Here is a 20,824-nt window from a genome sequence, read left to right on the forward strand (position 1 = left end):
TCAGGAACAACTCCTTGCGGGTCTGCTTGCGCTTGCCGGCGTACTCGGCGTCGGCGAAGGTCATTTGCTTCATCGGAAAACTCGGCAGGTGGAATCCGGGTATTTTGCCAAAATCAGGAAGTCTTCTTCAGAGTTTCCCTAATTACCCGGACTATTTACAGAATAATCTTTCTGCATATCGCCACATCCGAGCTTTATTTACCAAGCAATTGTCAAGCATTTCGAGTATTATGCGCGGCCAAATTAATTTTTGAGATAGGTTAATGGCCGTCATGCGCGTAAAAGCATCCAACAGCAAACCCAAGCCGGCTCCAGCCGTGGAAACCAGCGCCTCGATCGACGCACAGATCGAAGCCTTCCTGAAATCCGGCGGGGAAATTCAGCAAATTGCCAAAGGCGTCAGCGGCCAGGTGTACGGCACCACCAAGCAGATCACCATCGGCAAAAAGTAGCGCTTTCTGGCCATGCAGCGCTTTGCTCGCAATGACAAGGCGCTGGCCAGTGCATAAGCCCTCGCTATCACCTGCGCCATTCCTCATCCCGACATCAGTTGTTTTACCCTTTTGCGCCCCGCCCTCTGGCGCTTAGCACAACCTTGTTTCAGAATCATGTCAGCCCGCATCTTGCGGCTGTTTCGGCATTGCCACTGCTGAACGATGGCAATCGCCCCAGGAGTACCCGTGCGCGTTACCTGCAATTGGCTGCGACAGCCTTCCAGCACCCTGCTTACCCTCGGTTTGCTATTACTCGCCCTGCCGTTGCTCAGCCGCTACACGCTGGGCTGGTCGCATGCCTATGGCTATCTGTCTGACCTGGCAATCGGCAGCTTGCTGGTGGTGCTCCTTTACCAACGCACCTGGCTGCTGAGCATTCCCCTGCTGCTGGTCTGGTGCATCTTTACCCTGAGCACCGCCGAGCTGGTCAATGCGGTGGGTCGCATGCCGGAGCCGGCCGACCTGCAATACCTGGGCGATGCGCAATTCGTCAGCCATTCGACCCAGGGCAGCGGCTTGAGCCAACCGCTATTGGCCTTGGCCATGGCCGTACTGGTGGCGCTTTACCTGGGTCTGCGCAGTTTACAAAGACCCCGCCGCGCGGCAGCGCTATCGCGCATCTGGCTGCTGCTACCGCTGACCCTGTTTGCCGTGCACACAGTCGGGCAACAACTCAAACCCAGCGAAGCTGCCCAATGGCTGCAATTCAACCTGCCGCACAAGCTGCTGGCGGAAAGTAGCAATAGCGGCCAACAACACCTGGCCGACTGGCTGGCGGGTGATGAACCGAGCAGCCCACCCGATATCAGCGGCTTGAACCAACTCGACCTGCATGGCACGCCGCTGCTCAAACAGGCCGGCAGCGCCCGCAACGTGCTGATCATCACCCTCGAAGGCGTCACCGGCGCTTATTTGCAAGCCAGTCGCCAAGCCATCGGCAGCAGCTATGAGCAGGACCCGATGCCACGTCTGAGCCAGTGGGCCGAGCGCGGCATGCTCACCACTGACTATGTGCTGCATGGCCATCAGACCATCCGCGGCCTCTACGCCATGCTCTGCGGTGACTACAACAAACTCGACTCCGGCACCCCGAAAGGCGTTGAGCTGCTCAACAACCCGGCGCGCAGCGAGCAATGCCTGCCTGCACAGCTGCGCGAACGCGGCCTTAGCACGCACTTTCTACAAGGTGCCGGGCTGCGCTTTATGGCCAAAGATCAGATCATGCCGCAGATGGGTTTCGACCAGACCCTGGGCCGCGACTGGTTCAAGAACAAGCCCTATATCGAATTCCCCTGGGGCATGGACGACAAGGCCTACTTCGAAGGCGCCCTGGGTTACGTGCAGCAGCTGCGCAAAAAGCGCCAACCCTGGATGCTGACCCTGCTGACCGTTGGCACTCACCAACCCTACTCCGCTCCGCAGGACTACCTCGACCGCCACCCCAATGCCAAGATGGCGGCGATTGCCTACCTGGACGATGCCGTCGCCGACTTCCTCAACGCACTGGAAAAACAGGGGGTGATGAAAGACACCCTGGTGATCGTCACCTCGGATGAATCCCACGGTGTGGAGAACGTACGCCTGGCCTCGGCCTGGGGCTTCAACCTGCTACTGGCCCCTGAACAGGCGCAGCTGCCGGCACTTAAGCAGGGCGTGTATGGCCATGTTGACCTGACAGCCTCAGTGCTCGACTACTTCGCCTTCCCGGTACCGGCCAATATTGCCGGGCGCTCATTGCTGCGCGACTACGCTACAGGCCGCGAGATCATCTCCTACACCAATGGCCTGCTGCGCCAGCATGACGGCCAGGGCACGCTGACCGAGTGCGACTTCCAGAATGTCTGCCGGCGCTACGCCAGCCCTGGTTTTATTGCCGACAGCGCACGCTACCTGGGCCGTTTTAGCGGCAAACCGGCGCGCCTGATCAGCCAGCAGGCGGCCTTGCTTGACCAATCCCTAAGCCACGGCGACCAGGCCGAGCAGCGCTACCAGTTTGCCAACCAGCGACCGGTGAAACTCAAACCCAGCGTCAGCGATGACTGGGCCGACAACCTGGTGGGCGCGCAATACCTGACCCTGGGCAAGGACACCCAGACCACAGTAACCCTGAAAATTCGCGCCCTGCGTATGGATAAAAACGGTGCCACGCTGCAGTTGAAAACCAAGGAATACGACCGCAACGTCGACCTGACGATCCCGCAACTGCCGCTGCTGACCCGTGACAAACCCGTCGAAGTCAGTTTTAGCTTCGACAACCTCACTGCACGCAAGGCGTTCTCCTTCCACCTGCTGGGTCAGGGCCAGGGCGCTATCGAGATTGTCGACTTCAGCGTCAGCAGCAAGCCGCTGGCGACCGAAGCGGAACTGCTGGCAACTCAGGAAAATCTCGACAAAGTTGCGCCCACGCCATAAGCAATTGAAGCACTGACGGCATCCAGACGCCGTCAGTGCATGGCGTAGCGGCGCTCGATGGTGGTGTATTCGCCACTTTCCCGAATCGCTGCCAAGCCCTGATTGAAGCGCTCGCAATGGGCCTGCTCGCGGCAACCCAGCTTGTAGTCGGTTGGCGGAAATATTGGATACAGGGTCAGCGGCTGGGTCACATCAACCTGGGTGTACACCTCGCGGTTGAAGTAGCGCAGGATGCGCATGTCCGTCACCACCACATCCACCCGGCCGCTGTAGAGCATGCGATTACGGGCAATCTGAAAGGCCTCCTCGCGGTAGCGCGGGTTGTTTTCAGCCATGGCCTGATACTCGCTGCCGAGCAGAAAACGCGCACGCTGGAAGGCATTCACCGAGTAGCCAACCAGGTCACTGATGCGCTGGATATCCAGGTTTCGCGAGCGCAAGGCCACCGCAACGTTCTGGTAGCGGATATAGGCATCCGAATAGAAAATCGAACCTCCGCTGCGCTCATTGGTGGTGGCAATAGCGTCGATCTGGCCCTTGCTCAGCATCAGGTTCAAGCGCTCCATCGGCGCGTAATGCGCCACCGGCTCCAGCCCGCCGCGTTGCGCAGCAGTCATCACGATATCGTACTCAAGGCCGCGGGCTTCGTTCTCGAAGATATACGGCGGTTTGTGCGTGCCAAAGCCTACGCGCAAGGCTTGCGCCGACACGTTCAGGCTGCACGACAACAAACAACAGACCCACAACCACTTCATGGTGATACCCGAGTTGAACCAGCGCCCAGCATAGCCGGCTATGGCCTGACTCTGCATTGTTCTATCACTGACATCGATTAATCCGAATTAGTCGCCCAAGGCACATACAGGGCTAGACTCGACCCACCTGAGTCAGTCGCTGCCCACTGGAGAACCTTTATGCTTAAAGCCGAATACCAACAACGCGGCCCGCAACCTCACGAAGTAATTGCCGCTGTGGCACTGCAACTGCCAGAGCCTGGCGCCGGCCAGGTACGCATCAAGGTGCTGGCTGCGCCGATCAACCCATCCGACGTGCTGACCCTCACCGGTGAATACGGCATGCTGCCGCCGCTGCCAGCCATTGGCGGCAACGAAGGCGTTGGCCGGGTAGAAGCGCTAGGCGCCGAGGTCGGCAACCTGAAGGTTGGCCAGATGGTGCTGTTGCCGGTGGGTTGCGGCACTTGGGTCAGCCATTTGAACGCACCGGCCAATAAACTTATTCCCCTGCCCGAAGCCGACCCGCAGCAGCTGGCGATGCTCACGGTCAACCCACCGACTGCATCCTTGATGCTCAGCCAGTTCGTCGACCTCAAGCCCGGCGACTGGGTTATCCAGAACGCTGCCAACTCCGGCGTCGGCAGCTACCTGATCCAGCTGGCCAAGCTGCGCGGCTTCAAAACCATCAACGTGGTACGCCGTGAGTCGGCAGTGGCCGGCGTTGAGGCCGAAGGCGGTGACGTGGTGCTGGTCGATGGCCCGGACCTGGCCAAGCGCGTACGCGCAGCCTCTGGCGGCGCAGGTGTGCGCCTGGGCATCGATGCCGTGGGCGGCGAGTCCACCGATCACCTGGCTGCCAGCCTGTGCGAAGGCGGCGTGCTGGTTAACTACGGGATGATGAGCCGCCAGCCGTGTCAGGTATCGCCAGCGTCCTTCGTGTTTCGCGATGTCAGCCTGCGCGGCTTCTGGTTGGCCAAGTGGTTCCAGAACGCCAGCCAGGCCGAGCAGATGAAGGTATTTGGCGAACTGGTGCAACTGATCGCCAGCGGCAAACTGCATACCCGAGTGGCTGCAACCTATGACGTCAGCGAGATCAAGCAGGCCGTGGCAGCAGCCGCCAGCGGCGAGCGCGATGGCAAGATTTTGATCGTACCGAAGTAAGGATCAAGCAGCAGACGGCGGATAGCCCGCCGTCTTCAGCCGCCTGCTGGCGTATTGATCAACCAGAGCACCAGCCCTGCTAGGGACAGGTGCAGTAGGACGATCAACCAGAACAGCAGCTGATAGCTCAGCTTGCGGTTCTTGTGGCGAATCAGCCGCTGCGCCAGCAACCCGCCGGGCCAGCCGCCCAATAACTCATACAGATGCAGGCGCGCCTCGGGTGTGCGCTGCTGGCCTTTGATGGCGAATTGTTTGTCGCGGTAGTAGGCGATAAAACAGATCAGGCTCATCAGCCCGTAAACCAGCGCGAGCACAGACAGCACATCAACCCCGACCAGCAGCGGCTGAACCCGTTCGTGCCAGAGCTGCGCGACACCCTGCAGCAGCGGCGGGTAGCTGGCGTAGTCGCTGACACTCAAGGCCAGGTTGCTATGCGCGATGCTGCAGGGCTGATCGGTGTAGAGCACCACACCGTCAGGCTGCATGCATTTGTGTACCGCGCCCTGCGCCTGCGTAGCCACAGCCAGCGCGGCGAACAGACCCAGACGCCAAACCATTGGCTTACTCGGCGGCTGGAGCGCGGCGTTTCAGCGGCGCCAGGCCGTCCTGGCTGACCAGCACCGGCGCATCGGGTTTCGGCCGGTTGATGGTGTTGCGCTTCGGCGCCTTGGCTGCCGGCTTTTTCGTGGCGAGCTTCTTGCCGGTTTTCGGGTCGATCTTTTTCTTCTTCGGGCCGACTGCTTTGCCGGACGCCTTGAGGTTTTTCGGGCCCTGATAGATGCCCTTGAGGTCCTTGATATTGCGGCGCTCGAAACGCTGCTTGAGGTAGCGTTCAATGCTCGACATCAGCGCCCAGTCGTTATGGCAGATCAGCGAAATCGCCAGACCTTCAGCGCCGGCACGGCCAGTGCGGCCGATACGGTGTACGTATTCGTCGCCGGAGCGCGGCATATCGAAGTTGATCACCAGGTCCAGACCGTCAACATCCAGGCCACGGGCGGCGACATCGGTGGCCACCAGAATCTTCACCGCGCCCTGCTTGAGGCGGTCGATGGCCAGCTTGCGATCTTTCTGGTCCTTCTCGCCGTGCAATACAAAAGTCTTGAAGTCGTGGGCAACCAACTTGCCGTACAGGCGGTCGGCTTGAACCCGGGTATTGGTGAAGATGATCGCCTTGTCGTAGGTCTCGTTCTTCAGCAACCACTCAACCAGGCGCTCTTTGTGGTGGTTGTGGTCAGCGGTGATGATCTGCTGACGGGTACCTTCATTGAGCTGGCTGACGCGGTTGAGCTGCAGGTGCTCAGGCTCTTTCAGCACCTTGCCAACCACTTCGCGCAGCACTGCGCCGCCACTGGTGGCGGAGAACAGCAGGGTCTGGCGGTCGGCGTTGCACAGCTCGGACAAACGCTGCACGTCCTCGGCAAAGCCCATGTCGAGCATGCGGTCGGCTTCATCGAGCACCAGCACTTCGACTTCATCAAGCAGCAGATTGCCAGCGTTGGCATGTTCGATCAGCCGGCCTGGCGTGCCGATCAGGATGTCGACTTTGCGCAGCATGGCGGCCTGTACCTTGAAGTCTTCACCACCGGTGATCAACCCGCCCTTGAGGAAGGTGAACTGAGCGAAGCGCTCGACTTCCTTGAGGGTCTGCTGTGCCAGCTCGCGGGTCGGCAGCAGGATCATCGCGCGTACGCTCATGCGTGGCTGGGAAGCGCCATCGCCGAGCAGACGATTGAGCATTGGCAGCACAAAAGCTGCGGTCTTACCGCTGCCGGTTTGCGCAGTAACCCGCAGGTCTTTTCCTTGCAGCGCCAGCGGAATGGCCGCCAACTGCACCGGGGTGGGCTCGACAAATTTAAGCTCGGCCACGGCTTTGAGCAGGCGTTCATGCAGGGCGAATTGGGAAAACACGGGTATACCTCGACAAAAAATCAGCAATACAGCGGCATAGATTACCGGTTCTGCCGGCTAAAAGCCCGAACGGCCTGGCCAACGGCGTCTGTAGCCCAGTGCGCAGACTGCCAGCAGGAGGCTAAAACGGCGCAGATCGACGCCTCCCGTCAGGCCACTACGCAAGCGCCGCGTCGCGCCGGTAGAATGCGCGCCGCCGTTCAATCCCGGATGGCATGGGTTCCCTAACCCCATTCAGCAAAAAGGTTCCGTCATGCTGCTTACCTCCCCCCAGCGCCTACGCAATGCGCTTGCTGCACTGGTGCTGTTCCACATCCTGATCATCATCGCCAGCAACTACCTGGTGCAGCTGCCGATCACCCTGTTCGGCTGGCACACCACCTGGGGCGCGTTCAGCTTCCCGTTTATTTTCCTGGCCACCGACCTGACCGTGCGCCTGCTCGGCAAACGCACGGCGCGCCTGGTAATCGCCCGAGTGATGCTGCCGGCGCTGCTGATTTCCTACATCGTCTCGGTATTGTTCCAGGAAGCCAGCTTCCGCGGCTTCGGCGCACTGCTGGAGTTCAACGAGTTCGTTCTGCGCATCTCCATCGCCAGCTTCCTCGCCTATGTGCTGGGGCAGATCCTTGACATCCAGGTGTTCGACCGCCTGCGCCGGTTGTCGCTGTGGTGGGTCGCACCCACCGTGTCGACCATCTTCGGCAACCTGCTGGATACCTACGCGTTCTTCTCGGTGGCCTTCTGGAACAGCAGCAACCCGTTTATGGCGGAGCACTGGGTGGAAATCGCCACGATTGACTACGGGGTCAAACTGGTCGTCAGCCTGCTGCTGTTCGTGCCGCTCTACGGCATGCTGCTCAATGCCATACTCCGCGTCATGACCACCACCACGGCGAAAACGGCCTGAGGAACCATAGCGTCAGGCCGACCTCCAACGTTTATACCCCGCTACGAAGTTCTGCCATGTCCCGTTCGCTACCCCTGTTATTCGCCGGCCTTGGCCTGGCGCTAACACTCGCCAACGCCGAAGCCGCGCCCAAACATGACAAAGCCCACAAACATGGCGATGACAGCGATGTGCGCGTCGACATACGTGGCCCGAGCATCGACATTGGCCAGGTGCGCATCATCCTTGGCGACAACCGCGCGCTGATCGGCCCAGCCCAGTCTCTGCCGCCGGGTATTCGCAAGAACCTGGCGCGTGGCAAGCCGCTGCCGCCGGGCATTGCCAAGCGCTTCGACAATCGCCTGCTCGGCCAACTGCCGCGCTACGAAGGCTACGAATGGCAGCAAGTGGGCACCGACGTGGTGCTCGTCACCCTGGCTACGGGACTGATCTACGAGATTTTGCAGAACGTGCTGGACTGAAGACCGTCAGGAAACTTTGTCCCCTATTGCCACTCCACTGATCAGGGACCTCAACCGAGCCCTGCGTTTGTGACTGGGGACTCGCCATGAAACCCACCCTGATCTACTACGTAGCCGCCAGTCTGGACGGCTATATCGCTCGCCCGGATGGCCGGGTCGATTGGCTGGAAGCCATCCAGACCTCTGGCGACGACCACGGTTACCACGCTTTTTATGACGGCATCGACGCCCTGCTGATGGGCCGCATGACCTTCGATGCACTGATGGACTGCCAGGGGCCCTGGCCCTACCCCAACAAACCCTGTCGGGTGCTGACCCGCTATCGGCACGAGCACGTGCCACCGGGCGTAAGCATGCGCCACTGCACGCCGAGTGAAGCCCTGATGGAGCTGGCCGAGCAAGGCCATCAACGTATCTGGCTGGTCGGTGGTGGCTCGCTGGCCGGCAACTGCTTCGCCGCCGGCCTGCTTGATGAACTGGTGGTCAGCCTGGAGCCCTATCTGCTGGGCGCCGGTATTCCGATGTTTTCCAGCGGTCTGGAACGCAGCCTGAGGCTGCACGAACAACGCAGCTTCAGCAGCGGCGTGGTGCAACTGCACTATCAGGTGCTGCCAGAAAACCCTGCGGATAGCGTTCTATAACCCTTGCCGCGCCTGCTTGATCAGCAGCCGCGCACTGTCCCAGCCGACCAGCAGCACCGCCAGCCAGATCGGCAGGTAGGTCAGCCATTGCGCGCTGTTGAACTGCTCGCCGAGAAACAGCAGCGCCACCAGAAACAGCAGCACCGGCTCGACATAACTGAGAATGCCGAACAGCCCCATCGGCAGGAGGCGACTGGCGGCCATCATCGCGGCAAACGCCAGGGAACTGAGGATCGCCAACCCCGGCAGCAGCCACCACAGCTGCGGCGCCTGGCTGAACAATTGTGGCGGGCTCCATTGCAGCACCAGCCAGATCGCCACCGGGGCCATAAACAGCATCTCGAAGGCAAAGCCGGACAAGGCGTCCAGGCGCATCCAGCGGCGCAGCATAAAATACGGCGGATACCCCAGCACCGTGACCATCACCACCCAGGAGAACGCCTGGGTCAGCCACAGCTCATGAGCCACGCCGAGCAACGCGCAGAACACCGCCAGGCGCTGCAACGGCCGCAGTCGCTCGCCATAGAACACCCGCCCGGCCAGCACCATGGCCAGCGGCAGCAGGAAATAGCCCAGCGACACTTCCAGCATGCGCCCGGCCAGCGGCGCCCAGACAAACAGCGCCCACTGAATACCCATCAGCAGCGCAGCCAGCGGCAAGCTGGCGAGCAGCAACGGCTCGCGCCGCACACGGCCGCAGGCAGCCAGCAGCACCGGCCATTGCCGCGACAGGGTAATCAGCAGCAACACTGCCGGCATCGACCAGAGCACCCGCTGGGCAAACACCTGCAAGCCATCCAGCGGTGCCAACAGCCGCACATAGCCGGGCACCAGCGCAAACAACACCGAAGCAATAATCGACAGCGCCACACCGCGCCCAGACAGCTGCATCACATCACCCTGCTCAATCAAACCCCGACATCTTGCCTGGCTTGTAGTTAAGACCACAGCCACAAAGCGACACAGCCAGGCACTTAAACAGCCGTACAGCGCAAAACCGCAGGACATAAAAAAGCCCGCACTGCATCAGCCGAGCGGGCAGAGACGTCCAGGAGCAGCGGACGCCAGGAGAGCAGGATGCAGCGGAAAATCAGATGGCCTGGGCCAGTTGCGCCTTGGCCTGGTTCAGGCCCTTTTCCATAAAGTCGCCGCCCAGGTTGAGGCCTTCGGCGTGGATAAAGCTGACATCGTGGATACCGACAAAGGCCAGCGCCTGACGCAGGTAGGGTTCCTGATGATCCTGGGTGCCGCCAGCGTAGATGCCGCCACGAGCAGTCAGAACAAAGGCGCGCTTGCCGCTGAGCAGGCCTTGCGGGCCGGTTTCGCTGTACTTGAAGGTGACCCCGGCGCGCAGCACATGGTCGAGCCAGGCTTTCAGGGTGCTGGGGATGGCGAAGTTGTACATCGGCGCAGCCAGCACCAGCACATCGGCGGCCAGCAGCTCGTCGGTGAGCAGGTTGGACAGCGCCAGCGCTGCCTGCTCGGCTTCACTCTGCTGCCCGGCCGGGGTCATCCAGCCGCCCAGCAGGTTGGCGTCCAGGTGCGGCACCTGATCAACCGCAAGGTCACGCACCTTGATCTGATCGGCCGGGTTGGCAGCCGACCAGTTGGCGATAAATTGCGCAGTCAGCTGACGCGAAACCGAACCTTGCTGACGGGCGCTGCTTTCAATTACCAGGACGTTTGCCATGTTGTGTGCTCCATCGAAGGGTTGTTGAACGTCGATGGGTAAAGAATAGGAGCGCACAATCCGATTAAAAAGCGCAAATACCTGCGCCAAACAATCTAATAATTTGATTTATAGCCAGCCCGCGCTTAGTCTCTGGGCTGTTGCGGCCACTACTGGCTAGCTGAGCTCGCAGGTCAGTTTGACCCGCAACTTGATAATGCTGCGGCTGAACTTCACCGCCAGGTTGCTGCTTTCACCGGCCGCCAGGCTGACCTTACGGGTGCGCGGCGCTTCCGGGCCGTTGCGAAACAGTGCCGTGCACTTGGCGTCGCTGCGGCCATAGTTGTACAGCTGCACGGCGCCCATGTTGTGGTCGATTTCCTGGGTGGTGGCCGAGACTTCAGCGCCATTGAGCTGTTTCTCCACCTCGATCGGGTAGGCCATCACAGTCAGCGGCAAGCAGGCAAGCAGCGCACAACAAAGCTTTTTCATCAGGGCAGTCTCCAGCAAAAGACGGCCAGTTTAGGTTGATTACGCTGGCATTGGCACCCTGGAACTTGAGCGAGCACAGGAACTGAATATGAAAGCCCCCCGCGTAACCCTCGATCAGTGGCGCACCCTGCAGGCGGTGGTCGATCATGGCGGCTTTGCCCAGGCGGCCGAGGTGCTGCACCGCTCGCAATCCTCGGTCAGCTATACCGTGGCACGTATGCAGGAGCAGCTGGGCGTGCCGCTGCTGCGTATCGACGGGCGCAAGGCGGTGCTCACCGAAGCGGGTGACGTGCTGCTGCGCCGCTCGCGGCAATTGGTCAAACAGGCCAGCCAGCTAGAAGACCTGGCTCACCATATGGAACAGGGCTGGGAAGCCGAAGTACGCCTGGTGGTCGATGCCGCCTACCCCAACGCCCGCCTGGTGCGCGCACTGACCGCGTTTATGCCGCAAAGCCGTGGTTGCCGCGTGCGCCTGCGCGAAGAAGTGCTGTCCGGGGTGGAAGAAGTGCTCAAGGACGGCATGGCTGACCTGGCCATCAGCGCGCTAAATATTCCCGGTTTTCTCGGCGCTGAAATGAGTACCGTGGAGTTTGTCGCCGTCGCCCACCCGGAACACCCGCTGCACCGCCTGCAGCGCGTCGTAACCTTCCAGGACCTGGAGGCCCAGATGCAGGTGGTAATCCGCGATTCCGGTCGCCAGCAACCGCGCGATGTTGGCTGGCTCGGCGCCGAACAACGCTGGACGGTTGGCAGCCTGGCCACCGCCGCCACCTTTGTCAGCAATGGCCTGGGCTTTGCCTGGTTGCCGCGCCACCTGATCGAGCGCGAGCTCAAGGACGGCCTGCTCAAGCCCCTGCTGCTGGATCAGGGCGGCAGCCGCAACCCACTGTTCTACCTGTACTCGAACAAGGACAAACCCCTGGGCCCGGCCACGCAGATTCTTGTCGAGCTGATCCAGCGCTTCGATGCCGTCCCTTTGCATGCAGCCTTTGCTGCGCCCCTGCCCTCGGCCTGATAAGGAGTCCAGCAGATGTCCTATTTCAATAATGACGACTGCCAGCTGCACTACGAAGAATACGGCCATGGCGCGCCCGTGCTGCTGGTCCACGGCCTCGGTTCGAGCACCCGCGACTGGGAATACCAGATTCCCGAGTTGGCTCGTCACTACCGGGTTATCGCCCTCGATGTGCGCGGCCATGGTCGCTCGGACAAGCCCCGCGAACGCTACAGCATCCAGGGTTTTGCCGAGGATGTAGCGGCGCTGATTGAGCACCTGCAACTGCCGCAGGTGCATCTGGTGGGCATCTCCATGGGCGGCATGATCGGTTTTCAACTGGGCGTCGATCGCCCCGAACTGCTGAAGAGCCTGTGCATCGTCAACAGCGGCCCGGAAGTGAAGGCGAAAAGCCCGCGCGACTATATCGAGATCGCCAAGCGCTGGAGCCTGTCGCGCCTGCTCAGCCTCGATACCATTGCCAAGGCCCTGGGCAAGCTGCTGTTCCCCAAACCAGAGCAGGCAGAGCTGCGGCAGAAAATCCTGGCGCGCTGGCCGCAGAACAACAAGCGTGCTTACCTGGCCAGCCTGGATGCGATTATCGGTTGGGGCGTGCGGGAACACCTGGCGCGGATCAGCTGTCCGACCCTGGTGGTCACGGCCGACCGCGACTACACCCCGGTGGCGCAGAAGCAGGCTTACGTTGACGAAATGCCTAATGCGCGCCTGCTGGTGATCGAAGATTCGCGTCACGCCACACCGCTGGACCAACCCGAACATTTCAACAGCAGCCTGCTCGCCTTCCTTGCCGAAGTCGAACAAGCCGCCCCCACTGCCCAGCCACAATAAGGACTACCCGCATGTTCAAGACCCTCACCCTCGCCGCCTGCTCCATCCTGTTTGCCGGCAGCCTGCTGGCCGCCGAAAACCCGAAAGTGCTGCTGACCACCAGCCTCGGTGAAATCGAGATCGAACTGGATGCCGACAAGGCGCCGATCAGTACCGCCAACTTCCTTGCCTACGTCGACAGCGGCTACTACGCCGGCACCCAGTTCCACCGCGTGATTCCAGGCTTTATGGTGCAAGGCGGCGGTTTTGATGCCGACATGCAGCAGAAAGACACCCAGGCACCGATCAAGAACGAAGCCGACAACGGCCTGCACAACGTGCGCGGCACCCTGGCCATGGCCCGTACCCAGGTACGCGACTCCGCCACCAGCCAGTTCTTTATCAACCACAAGGACAACGCCTTCCTCGACCACGGCTCGCGCGACTTCGGTTATGCGGTGTTCGGCAAGGTGGTAAAGGGCATGGACGTGGTCGACAAGATCGCTCAGGTGCCGACCGCCAACCGTGGCGGCCATCAGAACGTGCCGCGTGAGCCCGTGCTGATCACTGAAGCCAAGCGTCTCTGATAGCCCCCCGCGGAGTGGGCCTGCTCACTCCGCGCGTTAAAGCCCGTCTGCTTTTTCTGCGCAACACCCACCCTGGCAAACTGGTTAGAATCCGGCGCTACTCCCTGATTTAGGCAGGATGCCTGACATGCTGTTCCGTCGTTTTGAAAACCTGATCGATGCCTTTAAAGCCAGCCCCGACGTCGAACCGCCGGCCGGCATGCTGGCCTTCTACGCTCACTACCTGAGGCAGGTCTGGCCGCTGATGATCGCCGTGCTGGTGGTCGGCTTCGTCGCCGCCTTGATCGAAGTGGCGCTGTTCAGCTTCCTCGGCCAACTGATCGACATGACCCAGACCACCCCGAGTGGTGAGTTCTTCGAGCAGCACCAGAACACCCTGCTGTGGATGCTGCTGGTGGCGCTGGTGATCCGTCCGCTGGTGTTCGGTCTGCACAACCTGCTGACGCACCAGACCATCAATCCTGGCCTGACCAATCTAATCCGCTGGCAGAACCATCGCTATGTGCTCAAACAGAGCCTGAACTTCTTCCAGAACGACTTCGCCGGGCGTATCGCCCAGCGCATCATGCAGACCGGCCCTTCGCTGCGCGACTCCGCCATGCAAGTGGTCGACGCGCTCTGGCATGTGCTGGTGTATGCCGCCAGTGCGCTGTACCTGTTCGCAGCAGCCGACCTGCGCCTGATTGCCCCGCTGCTGCTGTGGATTATTGGTTACTGCGCGGCACTCTGGTACTTCGTGCCACGGATCAAGCAGCGCTCTGCTGCAGCCTCAGCCGCACGGTCAAAAGTCATGGGCCGAGTGGTCGACGGCTACAGCAACATCACCACCCTCAAACTGTTTGCCCACACCCAAGTTGAGGAGCATTACGCCCGCGACGCCATGCAGGAGCTGCTTGAAAAATTCCGCCTGCAATCACGCATCATCACCACCCTGGACTTCCTGATTACCTGCCTCAACGGCCTGCTGATCGTCGGCACCGGCGCGCTGGCCCTGTGGTTGTGGGATCAGCAACTGATCAGCACTGGCGCGATTGCCCTGGCGCTTGGCTTGGTGATCCGCATCAACGGCATGGCTGAATGGATCATGTGGGTGGTCAACGGCATTTTTGAAAACGTCGGCACCGTGCAGGACGGCATGCAAACCATCGTCCAGCCGCGCCAGGTGCTCGACCAGACCGAGGCCAAGCCGCTGCACGTTAGCCAGGGCGCCGTGCAGTTCGACAACATTCACTTTCACTACGGCAAGCGCCACGGGGTAATCGCCGGTTTGAGCCTGACGGTGGCACCCGGCGAGAAGATCGGCCTGGTCGGCCCTTCCGGCGCCGGCAAATCAACCCTGGCCAACCTGCTGCTGCGCCTCTACGACCTGGAGAGCGGGCGCATCCTCATTGATGGTCAGAACATCGCCGGAGTGACTCAAGAAAGCCTGCGCGCGCAGATCGGCATGGTGACCCAGGACACCTCGCTGCTGCACCGCTCAATCCGCGACAACCTGCTCTACGGCAAACCTGGCGCCAGCGAAGAGCAATTGCTCGATGCCGTGCGCAAGGCCCGCGCCGACAGCTTTATCCCACTACTGGACGACGGCATGGGCGGCCATGGTTTCGACGCGCAGATCGGCGAGCGCGGGGTGAAACTCTCCGGCGGCCAGCGGCAACGCATCGCCATCGCCCGCGTGCTGCTCAAGGACGCACCGATCCTGGTGCTGGACGAAGCCACCTCGGCACTGGACTCGGAAATCGAAGCGGCTATCCAGGAAAGCCTGGATACCCTGATGCACGGCAAAACGGTGATCGCCATCGCCCACCGCCTATCGACCATCGCGCGCATGGATCGATTAGTAGTGATCGACCAGGGTCGCATTATCGAAACCGGCAGCCACAGTCAGCTGATCGCCCAAGGCGGCCTCTATGCGCGCCTTTGGCAGCATCAGACGGGGGGCTTTGTTGGAGTGGATTGAGGGTGAGCTGACACTTGGCGAAGCTCAGTTGCGCGCATGGGCCATCTGAAACTTCGCTACACCTTCCAGCTGCGCCAGCTCATCGGCCATATCGCTGATCCGCGCACTCTTCTGCCCGTCCACCGCCACGGCGACAAAGCGCCATTCCAGCTGGCCCTGGTCAAAGCTCACGGTGAATGAGCCACCGGCAATCACATAGCCGCGCGCACGGGCAATCTCACGCAAGCGTGCCTCATGCGGGCGGACAAAACCGGGGGCGAAACGCAGCACAATGGCAATCGCCGGGCGCGACGGCAGGCGCGCCTCCAGCTTGGCGCCCCACATCATCAACCCGGCGGAAATCAGACTAAGCAGCACCGCCGCGCCATAAAAGCCCACGCCCACCAGCACGCCAATCGCCGAAGAGGCCCAGATCGACGCTGCGGTAGTCAGGCCGCTGATGCTCATGCCGTCTTTCATGATCAGCCCAGCGCCAAGAAAACCGATACCGGTGACCACGCCCTGAATCACCCGCGTCGGGTCGACACTGGCCAATGAGTGATCACCCAACCAGTGCTGCGGGTATACGCACAACACCGTCAGTGCACAGGAGGCCATGCAGACCATGCCATAGGTGCGCATGCCCGCCGCCCGGCCATGGTATGAACGTTCATAACCGACCAGCAGGCCGAGCAACAGCGCGCCGAGCATATTCAGAAACAGGGTCAGATTGACCGCCACGCCCGGCAGCAGCCAGAACTCCTCGATCAGGGCAAATGCACTCACGACACACCTCGCGCAGCAGCGGACATGCTCTGAGCGTAGTTGCCGCCCCGCTAAACTGCGCATAAGAGATATGCGCACTATCCGTAGGAGCGGCCCATGGCCGCGAGAAAACGTGGATACACCACCAACGCGGGACCGGATCAAAACCAGATGGCATTCCAGAACGGATAATCCCCAAGCCGCTTGACCAGGCCTGCCCGCAAAGGATTGGCCACGATGTAACGGGCGACGGCTTGCAAGTCTTGCTCTTCGCGCAGGGCGTGATCATGAAAAGCTTTCGACCAGAGCGGGCCCGTTCTACTTAGGGTCCGATTGCTGTGGCGGGAGCTGGCGGACTTGAGCCGACTCACCACATCACCGAGGTTGTCGGTCTCTCCAAGCTGAAGCAACCAGTGCACATGATCCGGCATTAACACCCAGGCCAGCATGCGGCTACGTCTGAGCAAGGCGGCGTCTTCAAAACAGCGCGCGGCGGCGCAGGCCGCAGGAAAGTGGAGAAACAACGGTTCGCGATTCTCAGTTGTTGTAGTGATCAGATAAGTCGTATTGCAGATAGATGCACGGCCATTGCGTAATGCTGCGTGCCCCGGTTTTCGGTAGCTGTAACGCTCATCCATAAGCGCTCTCCTTAAGAAGCTCGCGGGCATGGCCCGCTCCTACGTCGAGGATAGACTGACAACACGCTGTTTCTGTAGGAGCGGCCCATGGCCGCGAGAAAACTCAGCTCTGGCGGTACGGCAACAGCTCGCGGGCCTGCTCTGCATAAACGCGGATGCCGTGTTGTTCCTCGGAAAGGAAGTTCGCCACGGCCGCACGCAGACCGGGGTGGCGGAGGTAGTGCCAGGAGTGGGTGATAACGGGCTCGAAGCCGCGAATCAGTTTGTGCTCGCCCTGGGCGCCGGCGTCGAAGCGTTGCAGGCCAGCGCCGATGGCAAAGTCCATGCCCTGATAGAAGCAGGTCTCGAAGTGCAGCCGGTCGAACTCTGCCAGGCAACCCCAGTAGCGCCCATACAGGCTGTCGCCGCCGACCAGGCTAAAGGCCATGGCCAGCGGTCTACCGACCTGATGGGCGAGTACCACGCGGATCATCTCGGGCATGCGCTCGGCCAGCAGGCTGAAGAAGGCGCGCGTCAGGTAGGGTGACTGGCCGCGCACGCGGTAAGTGTTGGCGTAACACAGGTAGACGAAATCCCACTCCAGCTCACTGAGCTGATGGCCCTCACGCCAGTCAAATTCGATGCCCAGCCCCGCCACTTGCTCGCGCTCTTTGCGCATCTGCTTGCGCTTGCGCGAACTGAGTGCATCGAGAAAATCCTGAAAGTCCCGATAGCTGCGGTTGCGCCAGTGAAACTGGCACCCCAGGCGCTGCAACCAACCGTCGCGGCCCTGCAGCAGGTCATTCTCGGCCTCGGTGGTGAAGTTGATATGCAGGCTCGACAGACCTTGTTGTTCCAGGCCAGCGCTCAGGCCATCGAGCAGTTGCCCGGCGGCCAGTGGCTCACCCAGCAGGCGCTGACCCGTGACAGGCGAAAAGGGAATCGCGCCAAGCAGCTTGGGGTAATAGTCGATGCCGGCGCGGTGGCAGGCATCCGCCCAGCCGTGATCGAACACGTACTCACCATAGGAATGGCTTTTCACGTAGCCCGGCATGGCCGCCAGCAGTTGGCCTTGCTCGCCGAGTAGAGCCGCATGGGCCGGCTGCCAGCCACTGCGCCCGCCAACACTGCCACTGTCCTCCAGCGCCGAGAGAAAAGCATGGCGCAAGAAAGGCTGCGCATCAGTCAGCAGAGCATCCCACTGACTGGCGGCAATTTCATGGATGGCATTCAGGCGGGTCAGCAATCTCGGCTGCTCAGTGCGGTGGCTAAGGCGGCACTATAGCTGCAAAGCTCGGTGGCCAGACAGCCGGAGATACCTGCTACAGACCCGCGCCAATCGATACGAAATGGTCATCACTCTGTAACCAAGCACGGCGAAACTCTCTTGCCAACTTCCTAGGGAGGGAATTCGATGTCCGCCAAAACAACCATTAAACCTTTATCCATTGCCTTGCTCGCAGCCTGCATCAGCGCATGCAGCAGCTATTCGACGGCCCCTGCTGCAAAGGCTGAAGCCAGCCTGAACAACGAAGACTGGTACCAGGTGCGTACCGAGGAGAAGCTGTTCCTGTTCGATGACTACAAGGTCTATCGCGACTTTCTAGTCAGCGGCAATGCACCGGTCATCAAAGACCTGGGCGAGAAGGACAAGTACGGCCAGGAAATTGTTCTGGCCCTGCGCGCTGACGATGCCGAGAAAAAGCTGGATGACGTTTCCGCCTACCGCTTCCTGCGCCAAAACATGCCACCAGCCAGTAAGTTCTATGGTGAAATCCGCCAGGACGGCATGATCTTCGTCGGCCAGCGTTACGGCGACATGATCGACCTGAACAATATCGGCGAACCGATCTTTCGTCACACCGAGATCGCCAGCGGCCCGAAGGGCGAGCGCGTGATCTACTTGATGCAAAAAGAAGAAAAGAAGCCGGAGTCACTGATCAAACAGTTCCAGCAGAACTACGGCATCACCCCCGCCAGCTGATGCTGGCCAACTTGGCAGCGGGCAATCCGCTGCCAAGCCTTCACAGCCACTCCTGCAGCACAATCCCCCGCTCCGATAACACGCCCTCTTATTCCATGCCCACGGCTGTGCCCTGAAATAACCTTGCCCCTATTGGGCACCAAACAAGGTTGCGGCAATTTCTCGGCAAGCTGGTCAGTCGCACAGTGCGATCAATGATGAGCAGCGTCCGCTTGGCCTGAATGGCGTAGCGTATCGGGGCACAAGCCGGCAAGAGCAGCTATGCGCAGGGCACTGCACTCGACGTGCAGCGCATACCTTGTGGCTAGGGGGTGCCGGTCTCTCCTAACGCGCGTTCTGGATTGCCTAAACACAGGCGCTCAGGTGCCACGCTCAGTCTGTTCTATCGCGACCAGTGGCGGCGGCTTTTGCGCCGACAGACCAACGCCTTACCGCAGTGGCAGTCGCTCGGCCCCTGATAGTTGCTCTAAAACCTTCGATGTATAGAGCCACAATTACCAGCGCACCGCGAAACTGCTGATAGCGCTCGCGCGACAGCCCCCTCGACCACAGTCGTATGCTCATAAAAACGCTCTGTACCTGTTTATTACCTATTGCATGCCATGGGCCGCGTGCAGCGTGCGCACCACGCAGGGCTCGTCCGGGCAGTTGGATCGTGCGCGTTCTGCTGAGTCATCCCGAACAGCTATACGGTGCATGAATCGCGGTAAAACGTAGGGTGGGTTAGGCGCGAACCGGGATCAGGCAAACACCACCGACTTTCAACGCGCCGTAACCCACCATGGCGGTCTACCGGCAAACCGCAATGGTGGGTTACGCGGCGCCCGAATTGCGTGGTGCCGGCCATCACAAGCCTCAGCGCCACTAACCCACCCTACACAAGCAGCCTGCAACACAGTTTTGGTACAGAGCCTTTTTTATGGTTCTTCGCGGGATCGTGGGAAAGAGAGGATTGACAGTCAGGGATGCAGGTAAATTGGCAGTCGCCAAACACACCAACCCCTGCACCCTGCTGTCACCATGCATCCTATTGATCTTGCCGCTTTCTGGCCAGGCTACGCTGTCGTAGCCAGCCGCCAATACGCCGAAAACAACCTAACGCTCACCCTGGAGCCACTCGCCTCTGCACTGCCGCGTTGTGGACGCTGCCTTGAACCTAGCCCCCTGATCCATGATCGGCGTATCCGCTATGTGCGTGATCGTGATCTGTTCGATCAGCGCGTCCAATTGCAGGTGCCTGTGCGCCGCGTGGACTGCCTGAGCTGTGGTCGCGCTCCCGAGCGGATTGACTGGTTGGAACCCTCATCACGCCTGACGCGTAGGCTGCGCGCATGGGTCGAAATGTTGCTGCAGATGCTGCCAATCAGCCATATCAGCCGACTCACTGGGCTGCACTGGCACACGATCAAGGACATCGATAAGCGCCGCTTGCAAGCCAGCGTAGGGGCATTCGAGCCAGGTAATGTCCGGCGCTTGGTGATGGATGAGTTTGCCTTGCACAAGGGGCACCGCTACGCCACGGTCATCATGGATGCCGAGCGCACGCGCGTGCTGTGGGTCGGCAAGGGCAACAGCCGTGAGGCCATACGCCCGTTCTTCGAGTTGCTTGGCGAGCGTTGCCGGCAAATCGAAGCAGTGGCGATGGACATGAACACCGCCTTCGATCTGGAAGTGAAACAGCACTGCCCTCAGGCCGAAGTGGTGTACGACCTGTTCCATGTCGTGGCGCGTTATGGTCGCGACGTGATTGACCGAATCCGGGTCGACCAGGCCAACGCGCTGAGCCATGACAAGCCCGCCCGCAAAGTGGTCAAACAGAGTCGTTGGCTGCTCCTGCGTAACCGGGACAACCTCAAAGATGAGCAGGCGGTGCAGTTGCAGGAGCTACTGGCCGCCAATCAGCCGCTGGCCACTGTTTACGTGCTCAAGGATGCCCTGAAAGAGATCTGGTATGCCCCCAGCGTGCGTGAAGGCTGGCAGCGCTGGAGGACCTGGTTGCGCCATGCGCGGGACAGTGATCTGCCACCACTGCAGCGCTTTGCCCGAAACCTCAAACGCTATGCCCGAGGAATCCTCGCCAGTGCGCGCTTCCGCATGCATACCAGCCTGCTGGAAGGGGTGAACAACCGCATCAAGGTGATCAAGCGTATGGCCTATGGCTTCAGGGACTCGGACTACTTCTTCCTGAAAATCAAGGCCGCCTTCCCCGGGAAAGCGCGATGAACCAA

General features: G+C 60.8%; 21 protein-coding genes. 12 read left to right on the forward strand and 9 right to left on the reverse strand.

Annotation, left to right across the window (positions count from 1 at the left end; all coding sequences use genetic code 11):
• Nucleotides 1-272: 272 nt before the first annotated feature.
• Nucleotides 273-452, forward strand: a complete 180-nt coding sequence (locus tag Q7J44_RS18990; protein ID WP_090251159.1) for a hypothetical protein — start codon at nucleotides 273-275, stop codon at nucleotides 450-452.
• A gap of 228 nt (nucleotides 453-680) precedes the next feature.
• The gene (locus Q7J44_RS18995; protein ID WP_304882641.1) at nucleotides 681-2,906 is read left to right on the forward strand and encodes an LTA synthase family protein; all 2,226 of its coding nucleotides are present in this window, start codon (nucleotides 681-683) and stop codon (nucleotides 2,904-2,906) included.
• A gap of 32 nt (nucleotides 2,907-2,938) precedes the next feature.
• Here the strand turns inward: Q7J44_RS18995 and Q7J44_RS19000 are convergent, their stop codons facing one another.
• Nucleotides 2,939-3,718: an ABC transporter substrate-binding protein gene (locus Q7J44_RS19000; protein WP_304882643.1), complete on the reverse strand. Its 780-nt coding sequence runs from the start codon at nucleotides 3,716-3,718 to the stop codon at nucleotides 2,939-2,941.
• Between the two features lie 102 nt (nucleotides 3,719-3,820).
• On the opposite strand from Q7J44_RS19000, the gene Q7J44_RS19005 reads away from it, so the two are divergent.
• Nucleotides 3,821-4,801 (forward strand): zinc-dependent alcohol dehydrogenase family protein, encoded by a 981-nt coding sequence (locus Q7J44_RS19005; RefSeq protein ID WP_304882645.1) that lies wholly within the window; start codon nucleotides 3,821-3,823, stop codon nucleotides 4,799-4,801.
• Nucleotides 4,802-4,836: 35 nt separating this feature from the next.
• On the opposite strand, the gene Q7J44_RS19010 is transcribed toward Q7J44_RS19005, so the two are convergent.
• Entirely contained in the window at nucleotides 4,837-5,358 is a 522-nt protein-coding gene (locus Q7J44_RS19010) for a DUF1294 domain-containing protein (protein WP_304882647.1), read from the reverse strand.
• Nucleotides 5,359-5,362: 4 nt separating this feature from the next.
• Nucleotides 5,363-6,712: a DEAD/DEAH box helicase gene (locus Q7J44_RS19015; protein WP_304882649.1), complete on the reverse strand. Its 1,350-nt coding sequence runs from the start codon at nucleotides 6,710-6,712 to the stop codon at nucleotides 5,363-5,365.
• A gap of 253 nt (nucleotides 6,713-6,965) precedes the next feature.
• Between Q7J44_RS19015 and Q7J44_RS19020 the strand changes: the two genes are divergently transcribed.
• The 3 genes from Q7J44_RS19020 to Q7J44_RS19030 all read left to right on the forward strand — a co-directional run bounded on the left by Q7J44_RS19020 (nucleotide 6,966) and on the right by Q7J44_RS19030 (nucleotide 8,721).
• Nucleotides 6,966-7,619, forward strand: a complete 654-nt coding sequence (locus Q7J44_RS19020) for a 7-cyano-7-deazaguanine/7-aminomethyl-7-deazaguanine transporter (protein WP_304882651.1) — start codon at nucleotides 6,966-6,968, stop codon at nucleotides 7,617-7,619.
• Between the two features lie 56 nt (nucleotides 7,620-7,675).
• Nucleotides 7,676-8,080 carry an anti-virulence regulator CigR family protein gene (locus Q7J44_RS19025; protein ID WP_304882653.1) on the forward strand — a complete coding sequence of 135 codons (405 nt, stop codon included), beginning with the start codon at nucleotides 7,676-7,678 and terminating at the stop codon, nucleotides 8,078-8,080.
• An 86-nt stretch (nucleotides 8,081-8,166) separates the two neighbouring features.
• Nucleotides 8,167-8,721: a dihydrofolate reductase family protein gene (locus tag Q7J44_RS19030; protein WP_304882655.1), complete on the forward strand. Its 555-nt coding sequence runs from the start codon at nucleotides 8,167-8,169 to the stop codon at nucleotides 8,719-8,721.
• Here Q7J44_RS19030 and rarD read toward each other — a convergent pair.
• From rarD to Q7J44_RS19045, 3 genes are all read right to left on the reverse strand, one after another.
• Nucleotides 8,716-9,729 (reverse strand): EamA family transporter RarD, encoded by a 1,014-nt coding sequence (gene rarD / locus Q7J44_RS19035; RefSeq protein WP_304882657.1) that lies wholly within the window; start codon nucleotides 9,727-9,729, stop codon nucleotides 8,716-8,718. The genes Q7J44_RS19030 and rarD overlap by 6 nt on opposite strands.
• An 82-nt stretch (nucleotides 9,730-9,811) precedes the next feature.
• Nucleotides 9,812-10,501 carry an FMN-dependent NADH-azoreductase gene (locus tag Q7J44_RS19040; RefSeq protein ID WP_304882659.1) on the reverse strand — a complete coding sequence of 230 codons (690 nt, stop codon included), beginning with the start codon at nucleotides 10,499-10,501 and terminating at the stop codon, nucleotides 9,812-9,814.
• Between the two features lie 66 nt (nucleotides 10,502-10,567).
• Entirely contained in the window at nucleotides 10,568-10,882 is a 315-nt protein-coding gene (locus Q7J44_RS19045; RefSeq protein WP_304882661.1) for a hypothetical protein, read from the reverse strand.
• 88 nt (nucleotides 10,883-10,970) lie between these two features.
• Here Q7J44_RS19045 and Q7J44_RS19050 point away from each other — a divergent pair, with 88 nt between their 5' ends.
• The 4 genes from Q7J44_RS19050 (at nucleotide 10,971) to Q7J44_RS19065 (ending at nucleotide 15,251) form a co-directional block, all read left to right on the forward strand.
• Nucleotides 10,971-11,897: a LysR family transcriptional regulator gene (locus Q7J44_RS19050; protein ID WP_304882663.1), complete on the forward strand. Its 927-nt coding sequence runs from the start codon at nucleotides 10,971-10,973 to the stop codon at nucleotides 11,895-11,897.
• Nucleotides 11,898-11,912: 15 nt separating this feature from the next.
• A complete protein-coding gene (locus tag Q7J44_RS19055; protein WP_304882665.1) occupies nucleotides 11,913-12,725 on the forward strand; it encodes an alpha/beta fold hydrolase in 813 nt (270 codons plus the stop codon).
• A gap of 11 nt (nucleotides 12,726-12,736) precedes the next feature.
• Nucleotides 12,737-13,291, forward strand: coding sequence for a peptidylprolyl isomerase (locus tag Q7J44_RS19060; RefSeq protein WP_304882667.1), 555 nt, complete (start codon nucleotides 12,737-12,739; stop codon nucleotides 13,289-13,291).
• Between the two features lie 127 nt (nucleotides 13,292-13,418).
• Nucleotides 13,419-15,251 carry an ABC transporter ATP-binding protein gene (locus Q7J44_RS19065; protein ID WP_304882669.1) on the forward strand — a complete coding sequence of 611 codons (1,833 nt, stop codon included), beginning with the start codon at nucleotides 13,419-13,421 and terminating at the stop codon, nucleotides 15,249-15,251.
• Between the two features lie 24 nt (nucleotides 15,252-15,275).
• On the opposite strand, the gene Q7J44_RS19070 is transcribed toward Q7J44_RS19065, so the two are convergent.
• The 3 genes from Q7J44_RS19070 to Q7J44_RS19080 form a co-directional block, all read right to left on the reverse strand.
• Nucleotides 15,276-16,016 (reverse strand): MgtC/SapB family protein, encoded by a 741-nt coding sequence (locus tag Q7J44_RS19070; RefSeq protein WP_304882671.1) that lies wholly within the window; start codon nucleotides 16,014-16,016, stop codon nucleotides 15,276-15,278.
• Nucleotides 16,017-16,156: 140 nt separating this feature from the next.
• Nucleotides 16,157-16,633: a transposase gene (locus Q7J44_RS19075; RefSeq protein ID WP_304882673.1), complete on the reverse strand. Its 477-nt coding sequence runs from the start codon at nucleotides 16,631-16,633 to the stop codon at nucleotides 16,157-16,159.
• Between the two features lie 103 nt (nucleotides 16,634-16,736).
• Nucleotides 16,737-17,858, reverse strand: a complete 1,122-nt coding sequence (locus Q7J44_RS19080; protein WP_304882675.1) for a GNAT family N-acetyltransferase — start codon at nucleotides 17,856-17,858, stop codon at nucleotides 16,737-16,739.
• Between the two features lie 168 nt (nucleotides 17,859-18,026).
• Here Q7J44_RS19080 and Q7J44_RS19085 point away from each other — a divergent pair, with 168 nt between their 5' ends.
• Complete coding sequence (locus Q7J44_RS19085; protein ID WP_304882677.1) at nucleotides 18,027-18,596, forward strand: hypothetical protein; 570 nt, start codon at nucleotides 18,027-18,029, stop codon at nucleotides 18,594-18,596.
• Nucleotides 18,597-19,616: 1,020 nt separating this feature from the next.
• Nucleotides 19,617-20,819 carry an ISL3 family transposase gene (locus Q7J44_RS19090; RefSeq protein ID WP_304882679.1) on the forward strand — a complete coding sequence of 401 codons (1,203 nt, stop codon included), beginning with the start codon at nucleotides 19,617-19,619 and terminating at the stop codon, nucleotides 20,817-20,819.
• Nucleotides 20,820-20,824: the final 5 nt, after the last annotated feature.

The sequence above is a fragment of the Pseudotabrizicola sp. genome (assembly GCF_030656345.1).
Lineage (GTDB): Bacteria > Pseudomonadota > Alphaproteobacteria > Rhodobacterales > Rhodobacteraceae > Pseudotabrizicola.

Bases quoted from the DNA above. Each gene is read 5' to 3' on its own strand.
- Q7J44_RS19060 (WP_304882667.1), top strand. From the start codon at position 12,737: ATGTTCAAGACCCTCACCCTCGCCGCCTGCTCCATCCTGTTTGCCGGC.
- Q7J44_RS19020 (WP_304882651.1), top strand. From the start codon at position 6,966: ATGCTGCTTACCTCCCCCCAGCGCCTACGCAATGCGCTTGCTGCACTG.
- Q7J44_RS19010 (WP_304882647.1), bottom strand. From the start codon at position 5,358: ATGGTTTGGCGTCTGGGTCTGTTCGCCGCGCTGGCTGTGGCTACGCAG.
- Q7J44_RS19055 (WP_304882665.1), top strand. From the start codon at position 11,913: ATGTCCTATTTCAATAATGACGACTGCCAGCTGCACTACGAAGAATAC.
- Q7J44_RS18990 (WP_090251159.1), top strand. From the start codon at position 273: ATGCGCGTAAAAGCATCCAACAGCAAACCCAAGCCGGCTCCAGCCGTG.
- Q7J44_RS19085 (WP_304882677.1), top strand. From the start codon at position 18,027: ATGTCCGCCAAAACAACCATTAAACCTTTATCCATTGCCTTGCTCGCA.
- Q7J44_RS19030 (WP_304882655.1), top strand. From the start codon at position 8,167: ATGAAACCCACCCTGATCTACTACGTAGCCGCCAGTCTGGACGGCTAT.
- Q7J44_RS19050 (WP_304882663.1), top strand. From the start codon at position 10,971: ATGAAAGCCCCCCGCGTAACCCTCGATCAGTGGCGCACCCTGCAGGCG.
- Q7J44_RS19005 (WP_304882645.1), top strand. From the start codon at position 3,821: ATGCTTAAAGCCGAATACCAACAACGCGGCCCGCAACCTCACGAAGTA.
- Q7J44_RS19065 (WP_304882669.1), top strand. From the start codon at position 13,419: ATGCTGTTCCGTCGTTTTGAAAACCTGATCGATGCCTTTAAAGCCAGC.
- Q7J44_RS19090 (WP_304882679.1), top strand. From the start codon at position 19,617: ATGCATCCTATTGATCTTGCCGCTTTCTGGCCAGGCTACGCTGTCGTA.
- Q7J44_RS19025 (WP_304882653.1), top strand. From the start codon at position 7,676: ATGTCCCGTTCGCTACCCCTGTTATTCGCCGGCCTTGGCCTGGCGCTA.
- Q7J44_RS19075 (WP_304882673.1), bottom strand. From the start codon at position 16,633: ATGGATGAGCGTTACAGCTACCGAAAACCGGGGCACGCAGCATTACGC.
- Q7J44_RS19045 (WP_304882661.1), bottom strand. From the start codon at position 10,882: ATGAAAAAGCTTTGTTGTGCGCTGCTTGCCTGCTTGCCGCTGACTGTG.
- rarD (WP_304882657.1), bottom strand. From the start codon at position 9,729: ATGTCCTGCGGTTTTGCGCTGTACGGCTGTTTAAGTGCCTGGCTGTGT.
- Q7J44_RS19000 (WP_304882643.1), bottom strand. From the start codon at position 3,718: ATGCAGAGTCAGGCCATAGCCGGCTATGCTGGGCGCTGGTTCAACTCG.